The organism is Streptococcus sp. HMSC072G04 (assembly GCF_001813295.1).
Lineage (GTDB): Bacteria > Bacillota > Bacilli > Lactobacillales > Streptococcaceae > Streptococcus.
In genome coordinates, this window is record NZ_KV812034.1 from 1 (window position 1) to 19,002 (window position 19,002).

Below are 19,002 nucleotides of genomic sequence, written 5' to 3' on the forward strand. Positions count from 1 at the left end.
ACAAACCACCCGTTTGACGGGTGGTCATGATTGCTTCAAGTAGCTAGTCATATTCTTCAAATGCTGGAACCTCTGGGTGATCCTTCTTGATTGATTCGGTGCTTCTAAACAAGAATCCTTGTGGGTGTCTCCTTGAAAGAAGTCGGTTTAATCGACTGTCAAGGCAGTTGATTTAGTTGGTCCAAATTATTCGGCAAGCCATAAATACTCAAATTTCTCCCAATAACATTGTCATCATAGATAGTTTCCTCTTATCACTTTGTCAACCAGTCCGTAACCATAGAGCACATGTTTTTAATGAACTAGCCGACATTGGTTACAATCCGTCTAAGCACCTTTGGTTCTTTAGATTCAAAGTACATATGCTGGTCGTCACCCTATCAGGCTATATTCTGAATTATGTTGTAACGCCTGCCTCAGTACATGATATTAGGGCAGTTGATGACTTACTAGAAAATTGTTGTCAACCCTATGTTTTAGCTGATTTAGCTTATCTTAGCTATGAACTCAGAGAACAGTTGAAACAGAAAGGTTACCATCTTTGGACGCCTTTACGTCAAAATATGGTAAGAGCTAAACAACATAATCATTGGAAACTAATGGCTATGAGACGGACTATTGAAACTCGATTTTCAGAACTTTGTGCTTTTTTTGATGTCGAACAAATACTAGCTAGAGGCTTAACAGGATTGCAGTTGAGAATGAAGCAAATTGTACTGACTTATAATCTGAGATACTTTGAGATTAACTAGCACCACGAGTAAAAATCTATATCTTTCTACCAATAAGACCTTAAATGAGTAGCAAAAAATGTACAATTGAACCACTACTTCTTCTGCACCTATTAGAGTAAAAATGTACAAATCAATTCCTTAAATCAGATGATGTTATGAACTAGAAAATATACGAAATAACACTTCAAAATAATGTACAAAATAAAAATAAAGTACACTTTTTAAAGAATGTACTTTATGCTTCTAATTCAGTTGTATCAAAGATTTAGCTCTAGTTTAGTCAATTGTACATAAACTTTTAGTTTTTAGATCCCTTTTAACCACAATAAAATCAGCAAACCTCATGGATCTACTGATTATTTTCTTCTCTAACTTATTTTTCTACATATCGAAATGGAATCTTGCTACCACAGAGCCAATTATAGACTCGATCATTGACTTGAACATTCATAGCTTCATGGGCATATTCTGGCATGATTAAATGCTCTTTTGGACATTCTAATCGATTATAAATGGCAAACTGTGTCACAGGATAACAGACATCATCATCTAACCCGGTAATCATGTGAACCTGTCCTTTGATGCGATGGGCAAAATTTTTCACATCTATATAGGATAAAGTCCGCATCAAACGATCTTCTGTTTCATGAAATGGATCATGGAACTTGAAATAACGGAAAAGCTCGTCATAGGCCTCGCTGGTGTTCCCAATCTCTAATACACGTCTGAAATCCGATAAGAATGGATAAATGGCTACCGTTCGTTGGATTCGGGGATTCAATCCAGCAGCAACTAAAGCCAAGGCACCACCTTGTGAGGCTCCATAGCTGGCAAGTTTGCTGTCGTCAACTTGAGGAAGGCTGGCTACAATTTCAATTAACTGGTAAAGATCTAAGTAGACATCCTTATAAAAGAGCTGATCCGGACCTTCCACGGCTCCGCGTATAATCTGTCCTTTTACCGTATTTCCAAGTGGTGAACGATCTCCGTCTGTTGAATAGCCTGACTGCCCTCTTACGTCCATAGACACAACACCATAGCCAGCTACTGTATAAGCCAGCATGTCGGACCAATCCCAACAACGGCCCATATAGCCATGAAAATGGAAAATAACGGGAACTTTTTGATCCGTTTTTGGAAGGATCATTCTTGAATAAACAAGCCCATCTCGTGTTCCTTTAAAGGTTAATTCATAACAAGCAACATTTGGAATGCTGAAATCTCGTTCTTCAAGCTTGTATTCAGGCAGTTCAGTCATCTTTGCTAGGGCTTGATCCCAAAAAGCATCAAAATCTGCTGGAACCTCATCTCGTCCCTTATAAACTTTCATTGTCTCTAGTAATTTAGGATCTTTCATAAAATCCTCCTTAGGTATGTGTAATCGCTACCAAAAATGTACCATATTTACTTAAGGATTGCAAGAGACAAACAAAAATTACATAACCGAAATTATGTAATTTCACTATAGATTCAAAAATAGACTTAATTGTTTCACTAGATCTGGATTAGTGGGTAAAGTTGAATGATGAGCCTTGCTACCGTTTAAATTCACTTCTGTATAGGTTTGATTGTCAAAAATAGATTGTGCTGCTTGGGCACTAGAGAGGGGGACGATGCCATCTGATTTCCCAGCAAAGCTACCGACAAAGTTAAGTACCTCTACTTCTTTTCCCAGGCGATGCTTCCATTTTTGAAAATCATCATACATCTCTTGGTTGAATTGGTAAGGACTACCAATAATAGCGAGCTTCCTTACGGTCAGTTTTTTCTTTTCTAAAAAGCCACTTTCCAGTAAACCAGTCAAAACCAGTCCACCATTAGAATGCCCGACTGCCTTGAACTCTGTAAAATGATAGTGATCAAGAAGGTAGGTTAGAGCTATCTTAAGGGATTCGATTTGCTGCTTGATATTGCTGTAGCCGTCTCGATTGTTCTCGAAGCCAATCACAATTATTGGATTCGGCTCTTTCGTATTCAGTCTTCCCTCCATCTCTATAGAATCATCTTTGTTGACTTTTATTTTTAAGAGACTCTGTTTTTTTCTAGAAAAGCGATGGAGCATGCGGATGGTTCCGTTGAATCGCTGTATACTGGCTGAACTCCCAGGGACAAAGATGATTGGTCTGATCGGAGGTTTCTTCGACCCTTTTGGAAATTCAAAGGGCTTTCTGTGGGAAGAAAACAATCTTGTAAAGAAACGAATGACTTGTTGAAATAGTTTTTTTAACATCTTTCCTCTAGTAGTAGTTTCTAAAAGAACCCAGAACAGTGTGTTCCAGGCCCTCTTAGAAACGATTATTTCCGTTTTTTCTTATTTTTGCGCATTTGTTTGGCCATTTTGTTCATCGCCCGTTTCATCATAAATTCACCGGCTTTTCCTTTGAGACCGCCACCAAACATTTGGCTCATATCAGGCATTCCAGCGCCTCCGCCAAGAGCTGACAAGTCAGGCATGCCACCTTGTCCCATCATGCCTTCGAGGGCAGACATATCAGGCATTCCACCAGGCATATTCTTCGGCATGTTGTTTGGATTGAGCCCCATTTGTTTCATCATCTTGTTCATATCGCCAGAGAGGACGCCTTGCATCATCTGCTTGGCTTGGTTAAAGTCCTTGATGAATTTATTGACTTCGACAAAGCTATTTCCTGATCCAGCAGCAATCCGACGACGACGGCTTGGATTCAATAGATCTGGATTTTCCCGTTCAGCTGGTGTCATGGATGATACGATCGCACGTTTGCGAGCAATTTCTCGTTCATCGACCTTGAGGTTCTTCATGGCAGGGTTATTGGCCATCCCTGGAAGCATCTTGAGCAAATCTTCCATTGGTCCCATGTTTTGAACTTGGTCTAACTGATCAATGAAATCGTTGAAGTCGAAGGTATTTTCCCGCATCTTCTCAGCGAGTTCAAGGGAACGTTTCTCATCGTATTCTTGAGAAGCCTTTTCGATCAGTGTCAGCATATCCCCCATACCGAGGATTCGACCAGACATACGGTCTGGGTGGAAGGTTTCGATATCGGTGATTTTTTCACCAGTACCAGTGAACTTGATTGGTTTTCCAGTAATCTGACGGACAGAAAGGGCTGCACCACCACGGGTATCCCCATCGATCTTGGTCAAGATGACCCCAGTTACTTCGAGCTGTTCATTGAACTCACGCGCCACATTGGCTGCTTCTTGACCAATCATGGCATCGACAACCAAGAGGATTTCGTTTGGCTCGGCAAGGGCTTTGACGTCGCGCAACTCGCCCATGAGTTTTTCGTCGATTTGCAGACGACCAGCCGTATCGATCAAGACATAGTCATTGTGATTGGCTCTTGCCTGCTCCAAACCTTGGCGAACGATCTCTACTGCAGAGACTTCTGTACCAAGTGAGAAGACAGGGACATTGATCTGTTGACCAAGGGTCTTCAACTGGTCAATGGCTGCTGGACGATAGATATCGGCCGCAATCATCAAAGGACGCGCTTTTTCTTCCTTGACTAATTTGTTAGCTAATTTCCCAGCAAAAGTTGTTTTACCAGCCCCTTGAAGACCGACCATCATGATAATGGTTGGAATCTTTGGAGATTTGATAATTTCTGCTGTTTCTGAACCCAAAATCGCTGTCAATTCTTCATCGACAATCTTCACGATTTGTTGGGCAGGGTTCAAGGTTTCGATGACTTCATGACCTACAGCTCGCTCGCGGACCCGTTTGATGAAGTCTTTTACAACAGGAAGGGCAACGTCGGCCTCTAAGAGGGCTAGACGAATCTCTTTGGTCGCTTCTTGGACATCTGCTTCAGAGATTTTCCCTTTCTTACGAAGATTTTTAAAGACGTTTTGTAAACGTTCGGTTAAACTTTCAAATGCCATACTCTTTCTCCTAGTTAAGTCTTATATTTATTTAGTCTCGATTATCGATACTGGAAAGCACAGAAATTTGTTCCTGTAAAAAAGGATCTTCAGGGTATTTTTCAGAAATCTGATCCAAAATTTGACTACGAACAATGTAATCGGAATACATATGGAGTTTCATTTCGTAGTCTTCCAAAATCTTTTCTGTACGTTTAATATTGTCATAGACCGCCTGACGGCTCACTCCAAACTCTTCCGCGATCTCAGCCAAGCTGTAGTCATCTGCGTAATAGAGCTCGATGTAGTTCATCTGCTTGTCCGTCAAGAGCGCTGCATAAAACTCAAAGAGCGCATTCATTCGGTTGGTTTTCTCAATTTCCATACCTTTCATTATATCAAAAAAGCCCGCTAAAGACTAGCGGGACTTGATGCTTTTTGAGCTTGAAATAAGAGGATCTATCATTAGAGTTTCAGTGCCAACATATTAACCGTCATCCCTGCTGCAGTTCCCATCAAAAAGATGGTATCTCCTTCCTTCACATAGCCATGATCCAATGCATAGGCTAGGCCGAAAGGCACGGCTACCGAAACCATATTCCCATAATCACTGACAATATTAAGGTACTTGTCTTTTCCAACTCCTAATTTGTCCATGACGAGTGGCAAGGCACGGCTTGCTTGGTGAGGAATAATATAGTCTACAACATCTTTAGAAATGCCTGATTTCTCTTGGAATTCTTGGAACATTTCTGGAATAACACGGGCAGAAAGCAAAAGGATTTTCTTCCCTTTCATATCAAACATGAAATCCGTCTTGGTTGCTTCAGAGTACAATTTCGGATGATAAGCTGTCAAACCACCACGAATTTCGGTATCGTGGGCTCTCTCAGACCAGGTACGTTGCATACTGGCAATGATTCCTTTATCTTCCTTTGTTGCTTCAAAAATAAAGGCTGTAGCTCCATCACTAAACAATTCAAAGCTTTCTTTTTGTTTGGGATTAAGCCCTAGGCTTCCTACTTCACTGGATACAATCAGAACCCGTTGGTATTCACCACCTTCAATCAGATAAGAAACGGTGCTTAAAGCTGATATAAAACTGGTACAAGTGGTATTGATATCCATAGCAGGAATCGTCAGTCCCTTGGCCACGCGCTCATGGATAAGAGCAGCTGTACAAGGAATGGGCTGAACACCAACCGCACTAGCCGAAATCAGGCAGTCGATGTCTGCCATTTCAAGCCCTGCATGGTTTAAAGCCGCTTCAATCGCACGCGTTGCAAGATCAATCTGTGTTTCTTCTCCTTCTTTCACGCGATAGCGAGTCTGGTCTTTGAAAGTAACTGTATGAGCTGGAAGCGCAGTTCCATAGCCTTTAATTTGCAAATGTCTTTTTACAGTAGTCATAGGATTCTCCTTTTATTGAAGTCGTTGAACACGTTTTAATTTACGTGTTGGGTCCCATTGGTAATCAATAAATTGAATACTTGGGAGAATGAATTGTTTTTGCTGAGCTAAGAGTTCAAATTGAGCAAAGATCGCTTGCTCCATAGACTCTGTCCGGTGACTCAAGGCAATGGTAATGGATCCATCTGCCAACTGAGTTACTTGATAGTCCTGAATATTTTCGACAAAGAGAATGCACCGCCGAATAAAATCCGGATAGATCATCTGGCTACTACCATCTTCTTTTTTGAAATAGAAGATATCATCTGATCGTCCTTCGATCTTTGCGATTCGAGTAAAGACGGAAGCACAAGGGCAAGGAGACTTTTCTTCCACCAAAATATCATTGAGTCGGTAGCGATAGATGGGTTGACTGGTCCGTTTGAAATCCGTAATAATCGGATAAAAGCGGCTATCATCAAGATACTCTTTTTCGACATACAAAATATCTTCGTTAAGATGTAGATTGCCTTCTGAACAGGTACAAGCTAAAAATCCCTCTGTCGCTTGGTAGATCTGATCAACCTTGTCTAGTTGAAAGGCTTTGGCGATGGTCTGAGCATCTCGATCTTCTAGAATCTCTGCGACAGAAACAACCTTGACAGGTTGGATCGCAAGTTGCTGATTGCTGACATAGTTGGCTAACTCAATCAAGGTAGAAGCAGGTGCGACCACAATGGTTGGTTGATAGTCTATGAGACGCTCTAAATGCTCCTTGCTTTCCTTGAAAATATCAAAATATTCCAAGCGAATAAGGCCTGAATTAATGGTTTGATAGAGTTCATTATCTGCTCGTAAGAAAAAGGCAATACGATGACCAACCAGGTTTCCTTTTGGCAACATCTTGGCTAAGATTGCTGCAGCCCACATACTTCTTTCTTTTTCTGTGGTGACAAAAACTCCTCGGTGGCCGGAAGTCCCAGAAGACAAGCCTACTGCTACTTCTCCATTCATCTCGGTAAAATCTCGCGTTTGTTCTCCACGAATCGCCATCTCTAAAGCCTGATCTCGATCCACTCCCAGAGTATTGAGTTCATTGAAATGCGTCATCATGAAATGCTTATCCATGGTCCCAAAGGATTCAGGAGAATGAGTCTGGAAATAGGGAGACTGAGAAGTGACAAAAGTATGGTAGCGTGCCAATTGCTTATCTTGGTATCGGTTCAAGGCCTCTTTTGAACGGAATCGATGGCACCATCTGGTTTCAATAAAGGTTTTCAGAAAGACTGTTTTTTTCATTTAAAATCCTTTCAATCCGATCTTGCAGGTCGTGGCTGACCACAACTTGAATGCCATCTTGCAAGAGTGTTTCCAGCAAATCAGCTCCTTTTAAATAAGCCTTCTTATCATCCTGAACCAAGGAAGGAATGAGACGCATTTGCCGTGTGAAAGGCAAGAGGTCTACTCCCCAAGAAAGATCTGCTCCAATAAAGAGCTTGAGCTCATCCAGATAAAGACAGCCTTGCCCTCTAGCATGGCCATCGATAGACGATACGAGAATGCTCCCATCACCAAAAAGATCCGCAGTCGGGCGATAGGGGAAAGCAGGATGCCTTTGATCTGCTTTGAGACAAGTCACCCGATCTTTGAAATCAGCTGGAAGAAACTCTTTAAAAATCAGATCTTTAAATTTCGGTTTTTGGTACACCTCATAGACTTCCTGGGTAACAAAGAAATGTGCATTTGGAAAAAGTGCTGCTCCGCCAAGATGATCCGGGTGCAGATGCGAAAGAATCACATAAGTAATTTTTTCCGGATCAATTCCCCTCTCTTGCAATAAATAATTGATCTGGTCTTCTTTTTTCATCTGCATTGGGGTGGCTAGACGGTACCAGAAATACCGAGCTTTTTTCTTAATCTCGTAGTGATAGCCGGTATCGTACAAAATATAGCCTTTTTCACGATGGTGAATCAAAAAGACACCTGCTGGAAATTGCATTTTTTCATTCGGAATCCCTTTAAATAAGAGACCAGAATGACTGCTGCAATAGCCTGCTGGAAAATAATCAATGTGCTTGATCATGTTGGACATAGTTGTCAATCCCTTCTTCAATGGTCATTTTTGGATAGTAGCCAAGTTCGGTTTGAGCCTTTTGAATATCGAGGGTTTGGCTATATCGAAGGAGATAATAGGTATAGCGAGTCAATGGGGGTTCGGCTTTCAGATGAAAGAATCGATACACCCCTTCAAGGCTATAAGCCACACCTGCTACTAGACCTGCTGGAAGTTTCCGATAGCGAATCGGCTCTCCCAATCCCTTTAGTGTGGTTTCGATCAAATACTTAAAGGTCTTTGGTTCCCCATTTGTAATATTATAAACTTGTCCGTGAGCTTCTTTTGCTTCCAGAGCCAAGCGAATGGCTAGGGCGACATTTTCCACACAGGTCATATCCATGAGCTGCTCTCCTCCTCGAATCAAAGGAATTCCAATTTTTCGACTGAGGCGTAAGACACGAGGCAAAATACTGGTATCCCCCACACCAAATAATCCTCTAGGACGCAAGATGATACTTGGCACATCCGGATAGTCAGAAAAAAGTTTTTCAGACGCCAATTTACTTCGGATGTAATTGTTGAGGTGATTTTCTTTTGGAGCATCACTTTCCTTGATGTTTAATTGGTCTTTTCCAGCTGCGTAAATACTAGGAGAAGAAACGTAAACTAAGCGTTTTACCGCATATTCATGGCACAATTCAAGGACATTTTGAGTGCCAACTACATTAGCCTGATAGAAGGCCTTCCAAGGTCCCCAGGCAGTGGATAAAGCTCCAGCGTGAACCACAGCATCAACAGACTGAAAGGCTTGTCTTACTTCCTCTATAGAGCTCAAATCCCCTTTGATAAATTGGACGCGCTCACCTTCCAGAGCCTTCCCAATTTTTTCGTTTCGGCCAAAGGCTACAATGGAATAATCGTGAGCCAACAACTCATCGATCACATATTTTCCAAGGAAGCCAGTCGCACCTGTTACAAGAATTTTCATAGTTTCCCATCCGTTCCACGTCTTAATAATCGTTGAATCTCAAACTCCAAGGTATCCAACGGCTTGTAGGTTTTTGAAAGTTTGTTTAGTCTTTCTAACTTTTCCCAAGATTCTTTTTCTAATAGGGCCTTAAAACCTGCTTGAATCTCTTCGGTGCGATTGCGATGTGCTTGAAAAGCAATTCCTGCTTCTACTCCTCGAATCGCATAGTCAAATTGGTCATAATCATGTGGCAAGATCAAGGCTGGTTTTTTAAATTCGATACACTGATAAAAGATTCCAGCTCCTCCATGGTGAATGACATAGTCCATCTGCGGAATATATTCTTTGTAGGGTAGATATGAGACAACCGTCACATTTGGCGCTACTTCTTCTTCAGAGAATTCCTTTGCCCCATCTCCAAGAGTGACAAAAAAGTGACATTCTGGATGCTCTTTGGCCAACTGCTTGGTTTGCTCTAGCAAGTTCTCCTTCGCCCAAGGCAACTGGGTTCCACATGTCACGAGTACCTTCGTCTTGTCCTCGTAAGGACTGAGATCTAAAGGATAATCTTCAGCTTTTTCAAGAGAAGTTCCCAAAGGGCCAAGCCACGCATATTGATGAGGGAAGTGTGTTTTCAACTCTAGCTCCATCATCCCAATTCCAAAGATGGCATAAGGAGAGTAGATGGTCTCCACTCCATTTTGATTGTACAACTTGAAATTGTAACGTTTTAAGCGTTTGCGTAAGAGGAAAGCGCCACAGTATTTTCCAATGCGCGTGAGTTTACGGCATAGTGCTTGGATCTTCTCTTCCTTCTTCGTGCGCGCGACTCCCATCCCTCCGAAGAAGCAAGGAGGACCATAAGGAGTTTCGATCGCAAATTGTGTCGCTATGGTGGTAATCCAAGGAATTTCTAACTGTTCAGCCACAAAACCAGCTGATAGAGTGATAAAGTCAGCAATCACAATATCTGGACGATTGACGCGCCACTCCTCTAACAATTGATCCGATACATGATTAATCAAATCCAGACTCTTGGATAATTGCCGATAAGCAGAAAAAAGATTGAGTTTCTTATCGTTATTCGCCGCGCGTTCAAATTCTTCTACTTTGTCCTCTAGAATTGGAACTACAGTGAAGCCAAGACTTTCTGCAACGGCCTTTTTCTGAGGTCCTGTGAAAACCCGGATCTCCATCGAAGGATCATCTAACAAGGGTTTAACGAGATTTAAAGTTGGGTACAGATGCCCGCTCAAGGGAACAGCTACCACATCTATTTTAATTTTTTTCATTTTTTCCTGCCTTATATCTCTTATTAAGCTTTAAAACCTGCTTCTATCTATTAATTCGTAAAAAAAATCAAAAATTGAAGAAAAAATAAAAATTTTTTTAAATTTTTTTAAAATATTTCCAATTTGCCTTTACTATCACTATTTAGAAAGAATGTCTTCAACCTAAAAAAGCTCCCAAATGCCAAAGAGAGAAAGTCTCCCAAACATTTGAAGAGTTTTTTTATTACTGTGAATTGCGAGCTTAGTTATTTTCCAAATAAAATTCGAACCGCTCACCGACATACTGACTTTTTACATACTCAAAAGCCGTCCCATCTTCAAAATAGGAGACCTGTGTCAGACCTAAAATAGCTTGTCCTTTTGAAATCTGTAAATAGTCCGCAATCTTATCCTTGGCCAATCGCGCATAGATGGTCTGGTGCGACTTTCCAATCTTATAGCCATGACGCTCCAAGGTTTGGAAGAAATGGCTGGTAACCTCTTCTCGATTGAAATTCTTAATAAATTTCTCTGGAATAGAGGCCACTTCATAAACAACAGGGATCCCATCAGCATACCGGACCCGTTCCATCCGAATGATGGTCTCTGTCTTATCAATGCCCAATTTGTCCACTTCTTGGAGGCTAGGAATGGTTTTCCTGTAAGAAATCACTTGGCTAGAAGGTTCCTTGCCTTGCGATTTCATAATTTCTGTAAAACTGGTTGTGCCCCGCATTTTTTCTTGAACGCGCGTGCTGGTGATAAAGGTGCCACTTCCTACCCGTCTTTCAAGCACTCCTTCTTCAACCAGAAGGGTAATAGCCTGCCTAAGCGTCATCCGACTCACCTGAAATTTCTCAGCCAGATCGCGTTCGCTGGGAAGACGCTCCCCGATTTTCCATATTTTTTGATCAATCTCAGACTTAATTTGATCATGAATTTGAATGTAAGCTGGAATCATAATCTTGCTCTTTCTCTGTGTTATCTCTATTGTAGCGTAAAATTCCTAATTCTTCAATCAGAGATTGGTAAAGACAAGGCTTTTGTGTTAGAATAGAGAAAAGTAAATTTCTTTAAGAAGGGGATAAGATGACAAACCTATCAACTGATTTGCATGATGTTGAAAAAATCATCGTGCTTGACTACGGTAGCCAATACAATCAGCTTATTTCACGTCGGATTCGTGAAATTGGAGTCTTCTCAGAGTTGAAGAGCCACAAGATTTCTGCTGATGAAGTTCGTGCAATCAATCCAGTTGGGATCGTTCTCTCAGGCGGACCGAACTCTGTATACGAGGAAGGTTCTTTTGATATCGATCCTGAAATTTTTGAACTCGGTATTCCAATCCTTGGAATCTGTTACGGAATGCAATTGTTGACCCATAAATTGGGCGGGAAGGTCGTTCCTGCAGGTGATGCTGGTAACCGCGAATATGGTCAATCTGAACTGACTTTGACAGAATCTTCTGCTCTTTTTGCCGGCACACCAGACAAACAATTGGTCTTGATGAGCCATGGAGATGCTGTTACAGAAATTCCGGCTGACTTTATCCGCACTGGTACTTCTGCTGACTGTCCATTTGCATCCATTGAAAATCCAGATAAGAAAATCTACGGTATCCAATTCCACCCTGAGGTTCGTCACTCTGTTCACGGTTATGACATCTTGCGTAACTTTGCCTTGAACATCTGTGGGGCTAAAGGTGACTGGACCATGGACAACTTCATTGACATGCAGATCAAAAAAATCCGTGAAACCGTCGGAGACAAACGTGTCCTTCTTGGTCTTTCAGGTGGTGTTGACTCTTCTGTTGTTGGGGTTCTCCTTCAAAAAGCCATCGGCGATCAATTGATCTGTATCTTTGTAGACCACGGTCTTCTTCGTAAAGGTGAAGCTGACCAAGTGATGGATATGCTTGGTGGCAAGTTTGGTTTGAACATTGTCAAAGCAGATGCTGCAAAACGTTTCCTTGATAAGTTAGCTGGAGTATCTGATCCTGAGAAAAAACGGAAGATCATTGGTAACGAGTTTGTTTATGTCTTTGATGACGAAGCAAGTAAACTCAAAGATGTAAAATTCTTGGCACAAGGAACACTCTACACTGACGTGATCGAGTCTGGTACGGATACTGCTCAAACCATCAAGTCTCACCACAATGTGGGTGGACTTCCAGAAGATATGCAGTTTGAACTGATCGAACCACTCAACACTCTTTATAAGGATGAGGTTCGTGCTCTTGGTACAGAGCTTGGTATGCCAGACCACATCGTATGGCGCCAACCATTCCCAGGCCCAGGACTTGCCATCCGTGTTATGGGAGAAATCACTGAAGAAAAACTTGAAACCGTTCGTGAATCAGATGCTATTCTTCGTGAAGAAATCGCCAAAGCTGGTCTTGACCGTGATATCTGGCAATACTTCACTGTCAACACAGGCGTTCGTTCAGTAGGTGTTATGGGTGACGGCCGTACCTACGACTACACTATCGCTATCCGCGCTATCACTTCTATCGATGGAATGACAGCAGACTTTGCGAAGATTCCATGGGAAGTCCTCCAAAAAATCTCAGTCCGTATCGTAAACGAAGTTGACCACGTCAACCGCATCGTCTACGATATCACAAGCAAACCACCTGCAACTGTAGAGTGGGAATGATTTATAAACATGATTTGAAGTGAAATGGTTGTTTTAACAGCACTTTCGTTTATTATAAAAGGTTAAAAATCAATCCCAAAATTGATTGGTTCCCCACCAAAAGCCCCACCAGAAAAATTCTGGTGGGGCGCTTTTGTTTTAAGGATGTAAGAGCGCAGATTATAGTTTCTTCTCCATAAGAAGAATTAAAAAATTCATCGTATCTCGTTTTGAGACTGGTAAATTAAACAATAATCTAGTAAATTGTGTCATAGAAATAAATCCCTTATAGAGTAATGTTTCGCAATTCTACTATAAGGGATTTATTTCTTTTTATGTTTACACAACTTCTCCTATACTATCTTAACTTTTGTTATAGCTGTTTCTACTATTGTTCCATCATCAATTATTAACAATTCTACAAAAGAAATCGCTAAATAATTGATATCTAAATCATATCTTTTTTCAATTTTATTAGTATAATCTATATTCTCTTTAAAAATAATATTTTTTTCTTTATCGTATATATAAACACTAATTATAGCGCTATTAGAATATCCATTTAATAAGCAATCAATGGTTAATGTCGATTTATTAGAATTTTGACTATTTCCTAATTCAGCATTAAAATCATATACATGTAGTTTAGGAGTACTATAAATAATGCTCTCCGAAATTTTGTCTAAGATTGAATCTAGCATCACATTATTGTTTTGTTTTTCTTCTTCAATAGAGCATACCTTAATTATAAGTTCATTTTCCTCCAAACGTAGTAAATTTGTAATTTCAAACTCTATAGTCTGTTCAAGTCCCTTTGAAAATCCAACAAAGCACCCATTCATCCAAATATACACGGGCAGATTTAAGCTTTGCATTTTCAAGATAATATTTTTAGTAATTAATTTATCTTCACCTTTAAAATGATTAAACAAAGTTACCAATGTAGATTCGTCATCACCATTTTTTTCATTGAAATCTGATTTCATGTAAGTCCAATTATTGTTTAAGTGCATCTTATCTATTTGAAAATAGTCTAGTTGATTTATACCTACATATTTATCAAAATAATAATGCTCAGAATGTTCAGGTAATTGATTGACTCCTGTTATATCAGAATTTTTCAACCAGCTATATTCCACTTTAATATTTTTCATCTCTAATACCTCTTTGTAAAGCAATTTATCTTCATATTCCTCCGTCTACTTAATGCGATATATTAGAAAAAACAGAGCCTGCTTTACCAGACTCTGCATATGTTATTTCGTTGCTGGTTGCTGCTGCGTAATACAGTGAATATTACCACCACCATATGCAATCTCTGTAGTTTCAACTCCAACAACTTTACGATCAGGGAACATTGCTTGCACTTGTTCAACCGCTAATGCATCGTTCTCATCACCATATTGAGGGAGAATAATTCCTCCATTCACTATTAAGAAATTCAAATATGATGCGATTGCAACTTCTCCTTCCTCTCTTGGGATAGCCCCTTCTGAAAAATCAATCGTATCTGCATCTTTAAGATAGCATGGCTTCTTAGTAACGCACATTTTATGTACTTTTAATTTTCTGCCTTTTGCATCTGTTTGTTCACTTAGGAATTCAAACGCAGCTTTTGCTTCCTTATAGAAAGGATGGTTTTCATCTTCAGTGTAAATACATGCAACTTCTCCAGGTTTTACAAAACATGCTACATCATCAATATGACCATTCGTTTCATAAGGGTCAATACCATCTTTCACCCAAATTACTTTTTCACAATTCAAATAATCCTTTAATTTTTGTTCAATTTCTTCTTTTGACAAATGTGGATTTCGACTTGGATGAAGAAGACACATTTCAGTAACCATCACTGTACCTTCACCATCAACGTGAATTGATCCACCTTCTAAAACAAAATCATCTGTTTTATAAGAATCAGTATTTGTTAACTCACAAACTTTTCTTGCAACAAGCGCATCTTGATCCCAAGGGAAATAGAGTCCATCTACTAACCCCCCCCATGCATTGAATTCCCAATCTACTGCACGACGTTCACCTTTATCATTTATAAGAAATGTAGGACCACAGTCGCGAATCCACGAATCATCATTTGTCATCTCGATTACTCTTATATTTTCACAATTAAGAGCAGATACACGAGCTATAGCATTTTCAAATTGAAGAGGTGGTACACAAAGTGAAACTGGCTCAAATTCACTAATAGCTTTAGCAACATCTAAAAATGCTTTTTGAGCAGGTTTAGCTCCTAAACGCCAATTATCATTTCGCCATGGCCATAACATCCAAATTTGTTCTTGTTCTTCGAATTCTCCTGGCATTCGAAATCCATCTACTTTAGGGGTTGTCCCCACAATACGCTTAGACATCTCAAGTCCTCCTTTTATTGTATTGGTATTTAGTTACTATCATTTTTTGATTTTTTTCACATGAATAATAACTTCACCTAAGATAAGACAAATTAATGAACCGATAGTTACAGGTAATTTATCAGCTAATGTTACTTCATCAAAAGATAATGGGAATGCTGTAAATAAAAGCGAGATCAAAATCATAATAATTGGAATCACAACCATAATTTTTAAAATAAGATCACTTCCTCCTACTTTAAAAGGTCGAGGGGTTTCTGGATCAATTTTTCTTAACTTATAAAATGCTGGAAAAACTGGTATATAAGAAAGTAAGAACATAACAAGGTTCAATGAGAAGAACGCCCAAAACAGATCCTGATTTGGCAATATTGGTGCAATGACTACTACAAATGTTGCAACAAAACCATTTGCTAAAGCCGATCCAATTGGCATGTTATTCTTTTTACTACGTTTTGCAAAAAACTTTGGCATATCTCCATTTTCAGCAGCATAACATGCCGTGTTATTTACTCCTAATGACCATGAAATCATATTTCCAAAAAGAGTTAGTAAGAATAGAAATGCCATTAAAATTATAAACCATCCATTTTCTGATCCGGTCAAAAGTTTAAAGCTATCCATCATACCACTACTAGTAGAAATTTTATCAACAGGAATCGCTACACCAATACCAAATGCAGAAAATATATAAATAGCAGCTATAACTAAACCTGCAACAATTATAGATTGTGGTATTTGTTTTTTGGGATTCTCCATATCATCCGCACACGTACAAATAACCTCAAAGCCAAGTAGATTAAAAATAATAACAGAAATAAATGATAGACTGTTTAAATCAAATGATGGTAAAAGTGAATCCAACGTAATTTTATTAGCCATTCCTTTTGTAAAGGCAATATATAATCCCAAGACTCCTACTAATAGAGCTAATATCATTTTTATAATTGCCGCACCATTGAGAATCCATACGCTATCACTTGCAGGATAAAAGCTTATCCATATAATTAACCAAATAAATACAAGTTCAATTAATAATGTCCAGAACGTCGAAAACTCAACTCCTGTAATCGTTGTCAACAAGCCAGGAGTCATAACAGCTAGTGATGCTAACCACAATGGAAAATTAATCCAATAATACCAGGAGGTCCTTGAGCCCCATCGGTGTCCAAACGCCTTCGTCACCCAATCATAGATTCCACCATCACCTATATAAGTAGTACCTAATTCAGCTGAAATCAATCCGTATGGTAACAAAAAGGCAATTAATAAAAATAACCACCAAAAGAATTGAGAATTCCCAATCGCTGCAACTGGAGCTGCAGCTTCTGCAACAAATACTACACATATTACAGTTAATACTGTAGTAAACAAACTAAATTTTTTCTTTTCTTCCATTTTTTTCTCCTTCCTTTAAGAGGAGAGTTATAACATCGTCAATTTAAAGCAAATTTAACCTTTTTATTTTAAAAATGATTCCAGTTCTGCTTTAGCTATAGATTGTTTTTCAAGGTCATATGGATGTCGTTTTTCAAAATCACGAAGTAGATAAACTAAGATACCTCGCATTGAAGTTAAACGATTTTCCGCCTCATCAAAACAAACTGAATTTGGGCCATCCATCACTTCATCAGACACTTCTTCGCCACGTGTAGCAGGTAAACAGTGCATGAATTTACAATTTTCTCCTGCCTTTGCCATCATCTCTGAATCAACATGATACTTAGGATAGAAAACCTTCATACGTTCTTCTTCTGATAATTCCGCTTCATATAGGCCATACCATACATCAGTGTATAAGAAATCTGCACCAATAATTGAATCTATATCATCAGTTACCAAATATTTACCACCTGATAGCTTACAAATTTCATCATATTTTGACTTATGCATATCATTTAATTGGAATCCCTTCGGACCGAAGTGAACAAATTCCATACCCATTTTCAATGTAATTAATCCTAAAGAGAAGCATACTTGAGTTGCATCTCCTACAAATACTACCTTACAATCTTCTAATTTTTTTCCTTTCGGTAAATTTTCAACAATCGTAATCAGATCTCCTAATTCTTGTGTAGGATGATTATAATCACTCATACCATTAATTACTGGTACTTGAGAAAATTTTGCTAAATCAACTACACTCTTATGACGCTCAACACGTGCCATTATAATATCTGTTAAGCGAGAAACCACGGTTGCTGTATCTTCTAGTGTTTCGTGTCCTCCTAGTTGAATTTGACCGGGTGCCAGATATTGTGCGTGCCCTCCAAGTTGAGTCATAGCGGTTTCAAAAGAGATCCGTGTTCTTGTAGATGATTGTTGAAAAATCATACCTAGAGTTTTATTTTTCAACAAAGGTGGGTAATACCCATTTTTAATACAAGCTTTAATCTTAAGAGATAGCTCAGCCATTTCTAAAAGTTGCTCTTTAGAGAACTCTTCTGTTGTAATATAATCAATTTTATTGCTCATAATTGAGACCTCCTGTGTTGTTATGCTTTAATGATATTGCAAAATTTTATAGTTTGCGATAAACTTAAAGGTGTAAACCCTCTTTTTTAAAAGTTTAACTACTAAACCCAGTATTTATGCTTTTAAAAATGTCATGCTATTTTAAATATAAACTCCCTATTTTATTGCTTTTCAATAAAGTTTAGAGTTTTAATTAGTTTCACAGAATTAATGGAGGCTAAATATGATTGAAATAGTTTATATATACAATGTATTTTTAATTATATTATATACTTTGACCCTTGGTATTGTATTGACCTATTCTTTAAACTCAGAAAAGGATAAAAAATACTTATTTTTTGTAGTCGGTTTATATCTTGTTTTTTTTATTTTTGATAATCTGATCCTTTCAATGACAGAAATAATTAAAGATTTCGGAAACACATATAACCAACACTTTCTGGGAGTTCCTTTTGTGAAAACTGTCATATATCTTGTTAATAATATTTGTCAGTTTTGGATAGTTGCTAGACTGAGGAAAGAAACACCTTTATTAACCCACTATTGCTTTATTTCAATTACTTTCATATGGATGGCTTTCCCAATTCTAAACAATTCTCCATTAAGAGTTTTTATGTACTATTTACCCAATCAGCTTCTTTTGATTTATACTGGTATATATGCGAGACGAAATCTAACATCTTTAAATATTAGTAGTCGAAATAAAAATTACTTAAAAACTATTTCAAATATCGGAGTGCTATTTGGTATTCTAATTATCTTAGAAGATTTATTTGTTATTTTTAATATAGATTCGTATGATTTGTTGAATCTACGAATTCAAAATAGAAATATGTGTGAAGACATGTTTACTATTGCTGTTTGTTATTTAATAATCAAATATATTCTTTCTGATTGGAAAGCTATTTCGAATGTAGAAGAACAATTAAGTTCATTTGATAAATCCCCAAAAATTGACAATCCTAGTACACTAGATCTATTCTCTGAAAAACTTCATTTAACTGAACGTGAAAAAGAAATTCTTCCTCTACTTCTTGAACACAAAAACAATCAGGAAATTGCGGATCAATTGTTTCTTTCAGTTGGAACTGTGAAGACACATGTACACAATATTTTTATAAAACTTGAGATCACTAAACGAAATCAACTTTTCGAAGTATATAATTCCTTTGAAAACGAACATCCGGATCAATAATTGTGTCATAGCCCCTACTTACAAAGACAGAATAAAAAAGTGGAAAAGGATAAGTATAAAAAC

16 protein-coding genes and 1 pseudogene are annotated in these 19,002 nt (G+C 38.6%); 3 read left to right on the forward strand and 14 right to left on the reverse strand.

The genetic code is table 11. The annotated features are described in order from the left end of the window. Positions 1–116: 116 nt before the first annotated feature. Positions 117–752: pseudogene (locus tag HMPREF2904_RS06760) on the forward strand (IS982 family transposase); the annotation flags it as partial. A gap of 355 nt (positions 753–1,107) precedes the next feature. Here HMPREF2904_RS06760 and HMPREF2904_RS06765 read toward each other — a convergent pair. From HMPREF2904_RS06765 to HMPREF2904_RS06810, 10 genes are all read right to left on the reverse strand, one after another. Further along, the gene (locus tag HMPREF2904_RS06765) at positions 1,108–2,091 is read right to left on the reverse strand and encodes an acetylxylan esterase (RefSeq protein ID WP_070661245.1); all 984 of its coding nucleotides are present in this window, start codon (positions 2,089–2,091) and stop codon (positions 1,108–1,110) included. A gap of 105 nt (positions 2,092–2,196) precedes the next feature. Next, positions 2,197–2,964: an alpha/beta hydrolase gene (locus HMPREF2904_RS06770; protein ID WP_070661248.1), complete on the reverse strand. Its 768-nt coding sequence runs from the start codon at positions 2,962–2,964 to the stop codon at positions 2,197–2,199. Between the two features lie 65 nt (positions 2,965–3,029). Next, positions 3,030–4,601 (reverse strand): signal recognition particle protein, encoded by a 1,572-nt coding sequence (ffh, locus tag HMPREF2904_RS06775; RefSeq protein ID WP_070661251.1) that lies wholly within the window; start codon positions 4,599–4,601, stop codon positions 3,030–3,032. A 31-nt stretch (positions 4,602–4,632) separates the two neighbouring features. Further along, the gene (locus HMPREF2904_RS06780; RefSeq protein WP_003016592.1) at positions 4,633–4,965 is read right to left on the reverse strand and encodes a putative DNA-binding protein; all 333 of its coding nucleotides are present in this window, start codon (positions 4,963–4,965) and stop codon (positions 4,633–4,635) included. 80 nt (positions 4,966–5,045) lie between these two features. Further along, positions 5,046–5,990, reverse strand: a complete 945-nt coding sequence (locus HMPREF2904_RS06785) for a 3-oxoacyl-[acyl-carrier-protein] synthase III C-terminal domain-containing protein (RefSeq protein ID WP_070661253.1) — start codon at positions 5,988–5,990, stop codon at positions 5,046–5,048. A 12-nt stretch (positions 5,991–6,002) separates the two neighbouring features. Then, entirely contained in the window at positions 6,003–7,268 is a 1,266-nt protein-coding gene (locus HMPREF2904_RS06790) for a F390 synthetase-related protein (RefSeq protein ID WP_070661256.1), read from the reverse strand. After that, on the reverse strand, positions 7,234–8,061 hold the full coding sequence (locus tag HMPREF2904_RS06795) for an MBL fold metallo-hydrolase (protein ID WP_070661258.1): 828 nt from the start codon (positions 8,059–8,061) through the stop codon (positions 7,234–7,236). The genes HMPREF2904_RS06790 and HMPREF2904_RS06795 overlap by 35 nt, the downstream gene beginning before the upstream one ends. Beyond that, a complete protein-coding gene (locus HMPREF2904_RS06800; RefSeq protein ID WP_070661261.1) occupies positions 8,036–9,013 on the reverse strand; it encodes an NAD-dependent epimerase/dehydratase family protein in 978 nt (325 codons plus the stop codon). The genes HMPREF2904_RS06795 and HMPREF2904_RS06800 overlap by 26 nt, the downstream gene beginning before the upstream one ends. Further along, positions 9,010–10,287 carry a glycosyltransferase gene (locus HMPREF2904_RS06805; protein ID WP_070661264.1) on the reverse strand — a complete coding sequence of 426 codons (1,278 nt, stop codon included), beginning with the start codon at positions 10,285–10,287 and terminating at the stop codon, positions 9,010–9,012. The genes HMPREF2904_RS06800 and HMPREF2904_RS06805 overlap by 4 nt, the downstream gene beginning before the upstream one ends. A 241-nt stretch (positions 10,288–10,528) precedes the next feature. Beyond that, positions 10,529–11,227 (reverse strand): GntR family transcriptional regulator, encoded by a 699-nt coding sequence (locus tag HMPREF2904_RS06810; protein WP_003016564.1) that lies wholly within the window; start codon positions 11,225–11,227, stop codon positions 10,529–10,531. Positions 11,228–11,355: 128 nt separating this feature from the next. Between HMPREF2904_RS06810 and guaA the strand changes: the two genes are divergently transcribed. Next, a complete protein-coding gene (guaA, locus tag HMPREF2904_RS06815; protein WP_003012033.1) occupies positions 11,356–12,921 on the forward strand; it encodes a glutamine-hydrolyzing GMP synthase in 1,566 nt (521 codons plus the stop codon). 332 nt (positions 12,922–13,253) lie between these two features. Here the strand turns inward: guaA and HMPREF2904_RS06820 are convergent, their stop codons facing one another. The 4 genes from HMPREF2904_RS06820 to ptcA form a co-directional block, all read right to left on the reverse strand. Further along, complete coding sequence (locus tag HMPREF2904_RS06820) at positions 13,254–14,054, reverse strand: glycoside hydrolase family 2 protein (protein WP_070661267.1); 801 nt, start codon at positions 14,052–14,054, stop codon at positions 13,254–13,256. A 102-nt stretch (positions 14,055–14,156) separates the two neighbouring features. Then, the gene (gene aguA / locus HMPREF2904_RS06825; protein ID WP_070661270.1) at positions 14,157–15,269 is read right to left on the reverse strand and encodes an agmatine deiminase; all 1,113 of its coding nucleotides are present in this window, start codon (positions 15,267–15,269) and stop codon (positions 14,157–14,159) included. Between the two features lie 39 nt (positions 15,270–15,308). Further along, positions 15,309–16,667, reverse strand: a complete 1,359-nt coding sequence (locus tag HMPREF2904_RS06830) for an APC family permease (RefSeq protein ID WP_070661275.1) — start codon at positions 16,665–16,667, stop codon at positions 15,309–15,311. A gap of 63 nt (positions 16,668–16,730) precedes the next feature. Continuing rightward, positions 16,731–17,744: a putrescine carbamoyltransferase gene (gene ptcA / locus HMPREF2904_RS06835; RefSeq protein WP_070661278.1), complete on the reverse strand. Its 1,014-nt coding sequence runs from the start codon at positions 17,742–17,744 to the stop codon at positions 16,731–16,733. Between the two features lie 223 nt (positions 17,745–17,967). Between ptcA and HMPREF2904_RS06840 the strand changes: the two genes are divergently transcribed. Further along, positions 17,968–18,939, forward strand: coding sequence for a LuxR C-terminal-related transcriptional regulator (locus HMPREF2904_RS06840; RefSeq protein ID WP_070661281.1), 972 nt, complete (start codon positions 17,968–17,970; stop codon positions 18,937–18,939). Positions 18,940–19,002 lie beyond the last annotated feature (63 nt).

Coding starts and splice junctions, on each gene's coding strand:
- HMPREF2904_RS06800 (WP_070661261.1), bottom strand. CDS start 9,013: ATGAAAATTCTTGTAACAGGTGCGACTGGCTTCCTTGGAAAATATGTG.
- aguA (WP_070661270.1), bottom strand. CDS start 15,269: ATGTCTAAGCGTATTGTGGGGACAACCCCTAAAGTAGATGGATTTCGA.
- guaA (WP_003012033.1), top strand. CDS start 11,356: ATGACAAACCTATCAACTGATTTGCATGATGTTGAAAAAATCATCGTG.
- HMPREF2904_RS06810 (WP_003016564.1), bottom strand. CDS start 11,227: ATGATTCCAGCTTACATTCAAATTCATGATCAAATTAAGTCTGAGATT.
- HMPREF2904_RS06780 (WP_003016592.1), bottom strand. CDS start 4,965: ATGGAAATTGAGAAAACCAACCGAATGAATGCGCTCTTTGAGTTTTAT.
- HMPREF2904_RS06765 (WP_070661245.1), bottom strand. CDS start 2,091: ATGAAAGATCCTAAATTACTAGAGACAATGAAAGTTTATAAGGGACGA.
- ptcA (WP_070661278.1), bottom strand. CDS start 17,744: ATGAGCAATAAAATTGATTATATTACAACAGAAGAGTTCTCTAAAGAG.
- ffh (WP_070661251.1), bottom strand. CDS start 4,601: ATGGCATTTGAAAGTTTAACCGAACGTTTACAAAACGTCTTTAAAAAT.
- HMPREF2904_RS06790 (WP_070661256.1), bottom strand. CDS start 7,268: ATGAAAAAAACAGTCTTTCTGAAAACCTTTATTGAAACCAGATGGTGC.
- HMPREF2904_RS06830 (WP_070661275.1), bottom strand. CDS start 16,667: ATGGAAGAAAAGAAAAAATTTAGTTTGTTTACTACAGTATTAACTGTA.
- HMPREF2904_RS06770 (WP_070661248.1), bottom strand. CDS start 2,964: ATGTTAAAAAAACTATTTCAACAAGTCATTCGTTTCTTTACAAGATTG.
- HMPREF2904_RS06820 (WP_070661267.1), bottom strand. CDS start 14,054: ATGAAAAATATTAAAGTGGAATATAGCTGGTTGAAAAATTCTGATATA.
- HMPREF2904_RS06785 (WP_070661253.1), bottom strand. CDS start 5,990: ATGACTACTGTAAAAAGACATTTGCAAATTAAAGGCTATGGAACTGCG.
- HMPREF2904_RS06840 (WP_070661281.1), top strand. CDS start 17,968: ATGATTGAAATAGTTTATATATACAATGTATTTTTAATTATATTATAT.
- HMPREF2904_RS06795 (WP_070661258.1), bottom strand. CDS start 8,061: ATGTCCAACATGATCAAGCACATTGATTATTTTCCAGCAGGCTATTGC.
- HMPREF2904_RS06805 (WP_070661264.1), bottom strand. CDS start 10,287: ATGAAAAAAATTAAAATAGATGTGGTAGCTGTTCCCTTGAGCGGGCAT.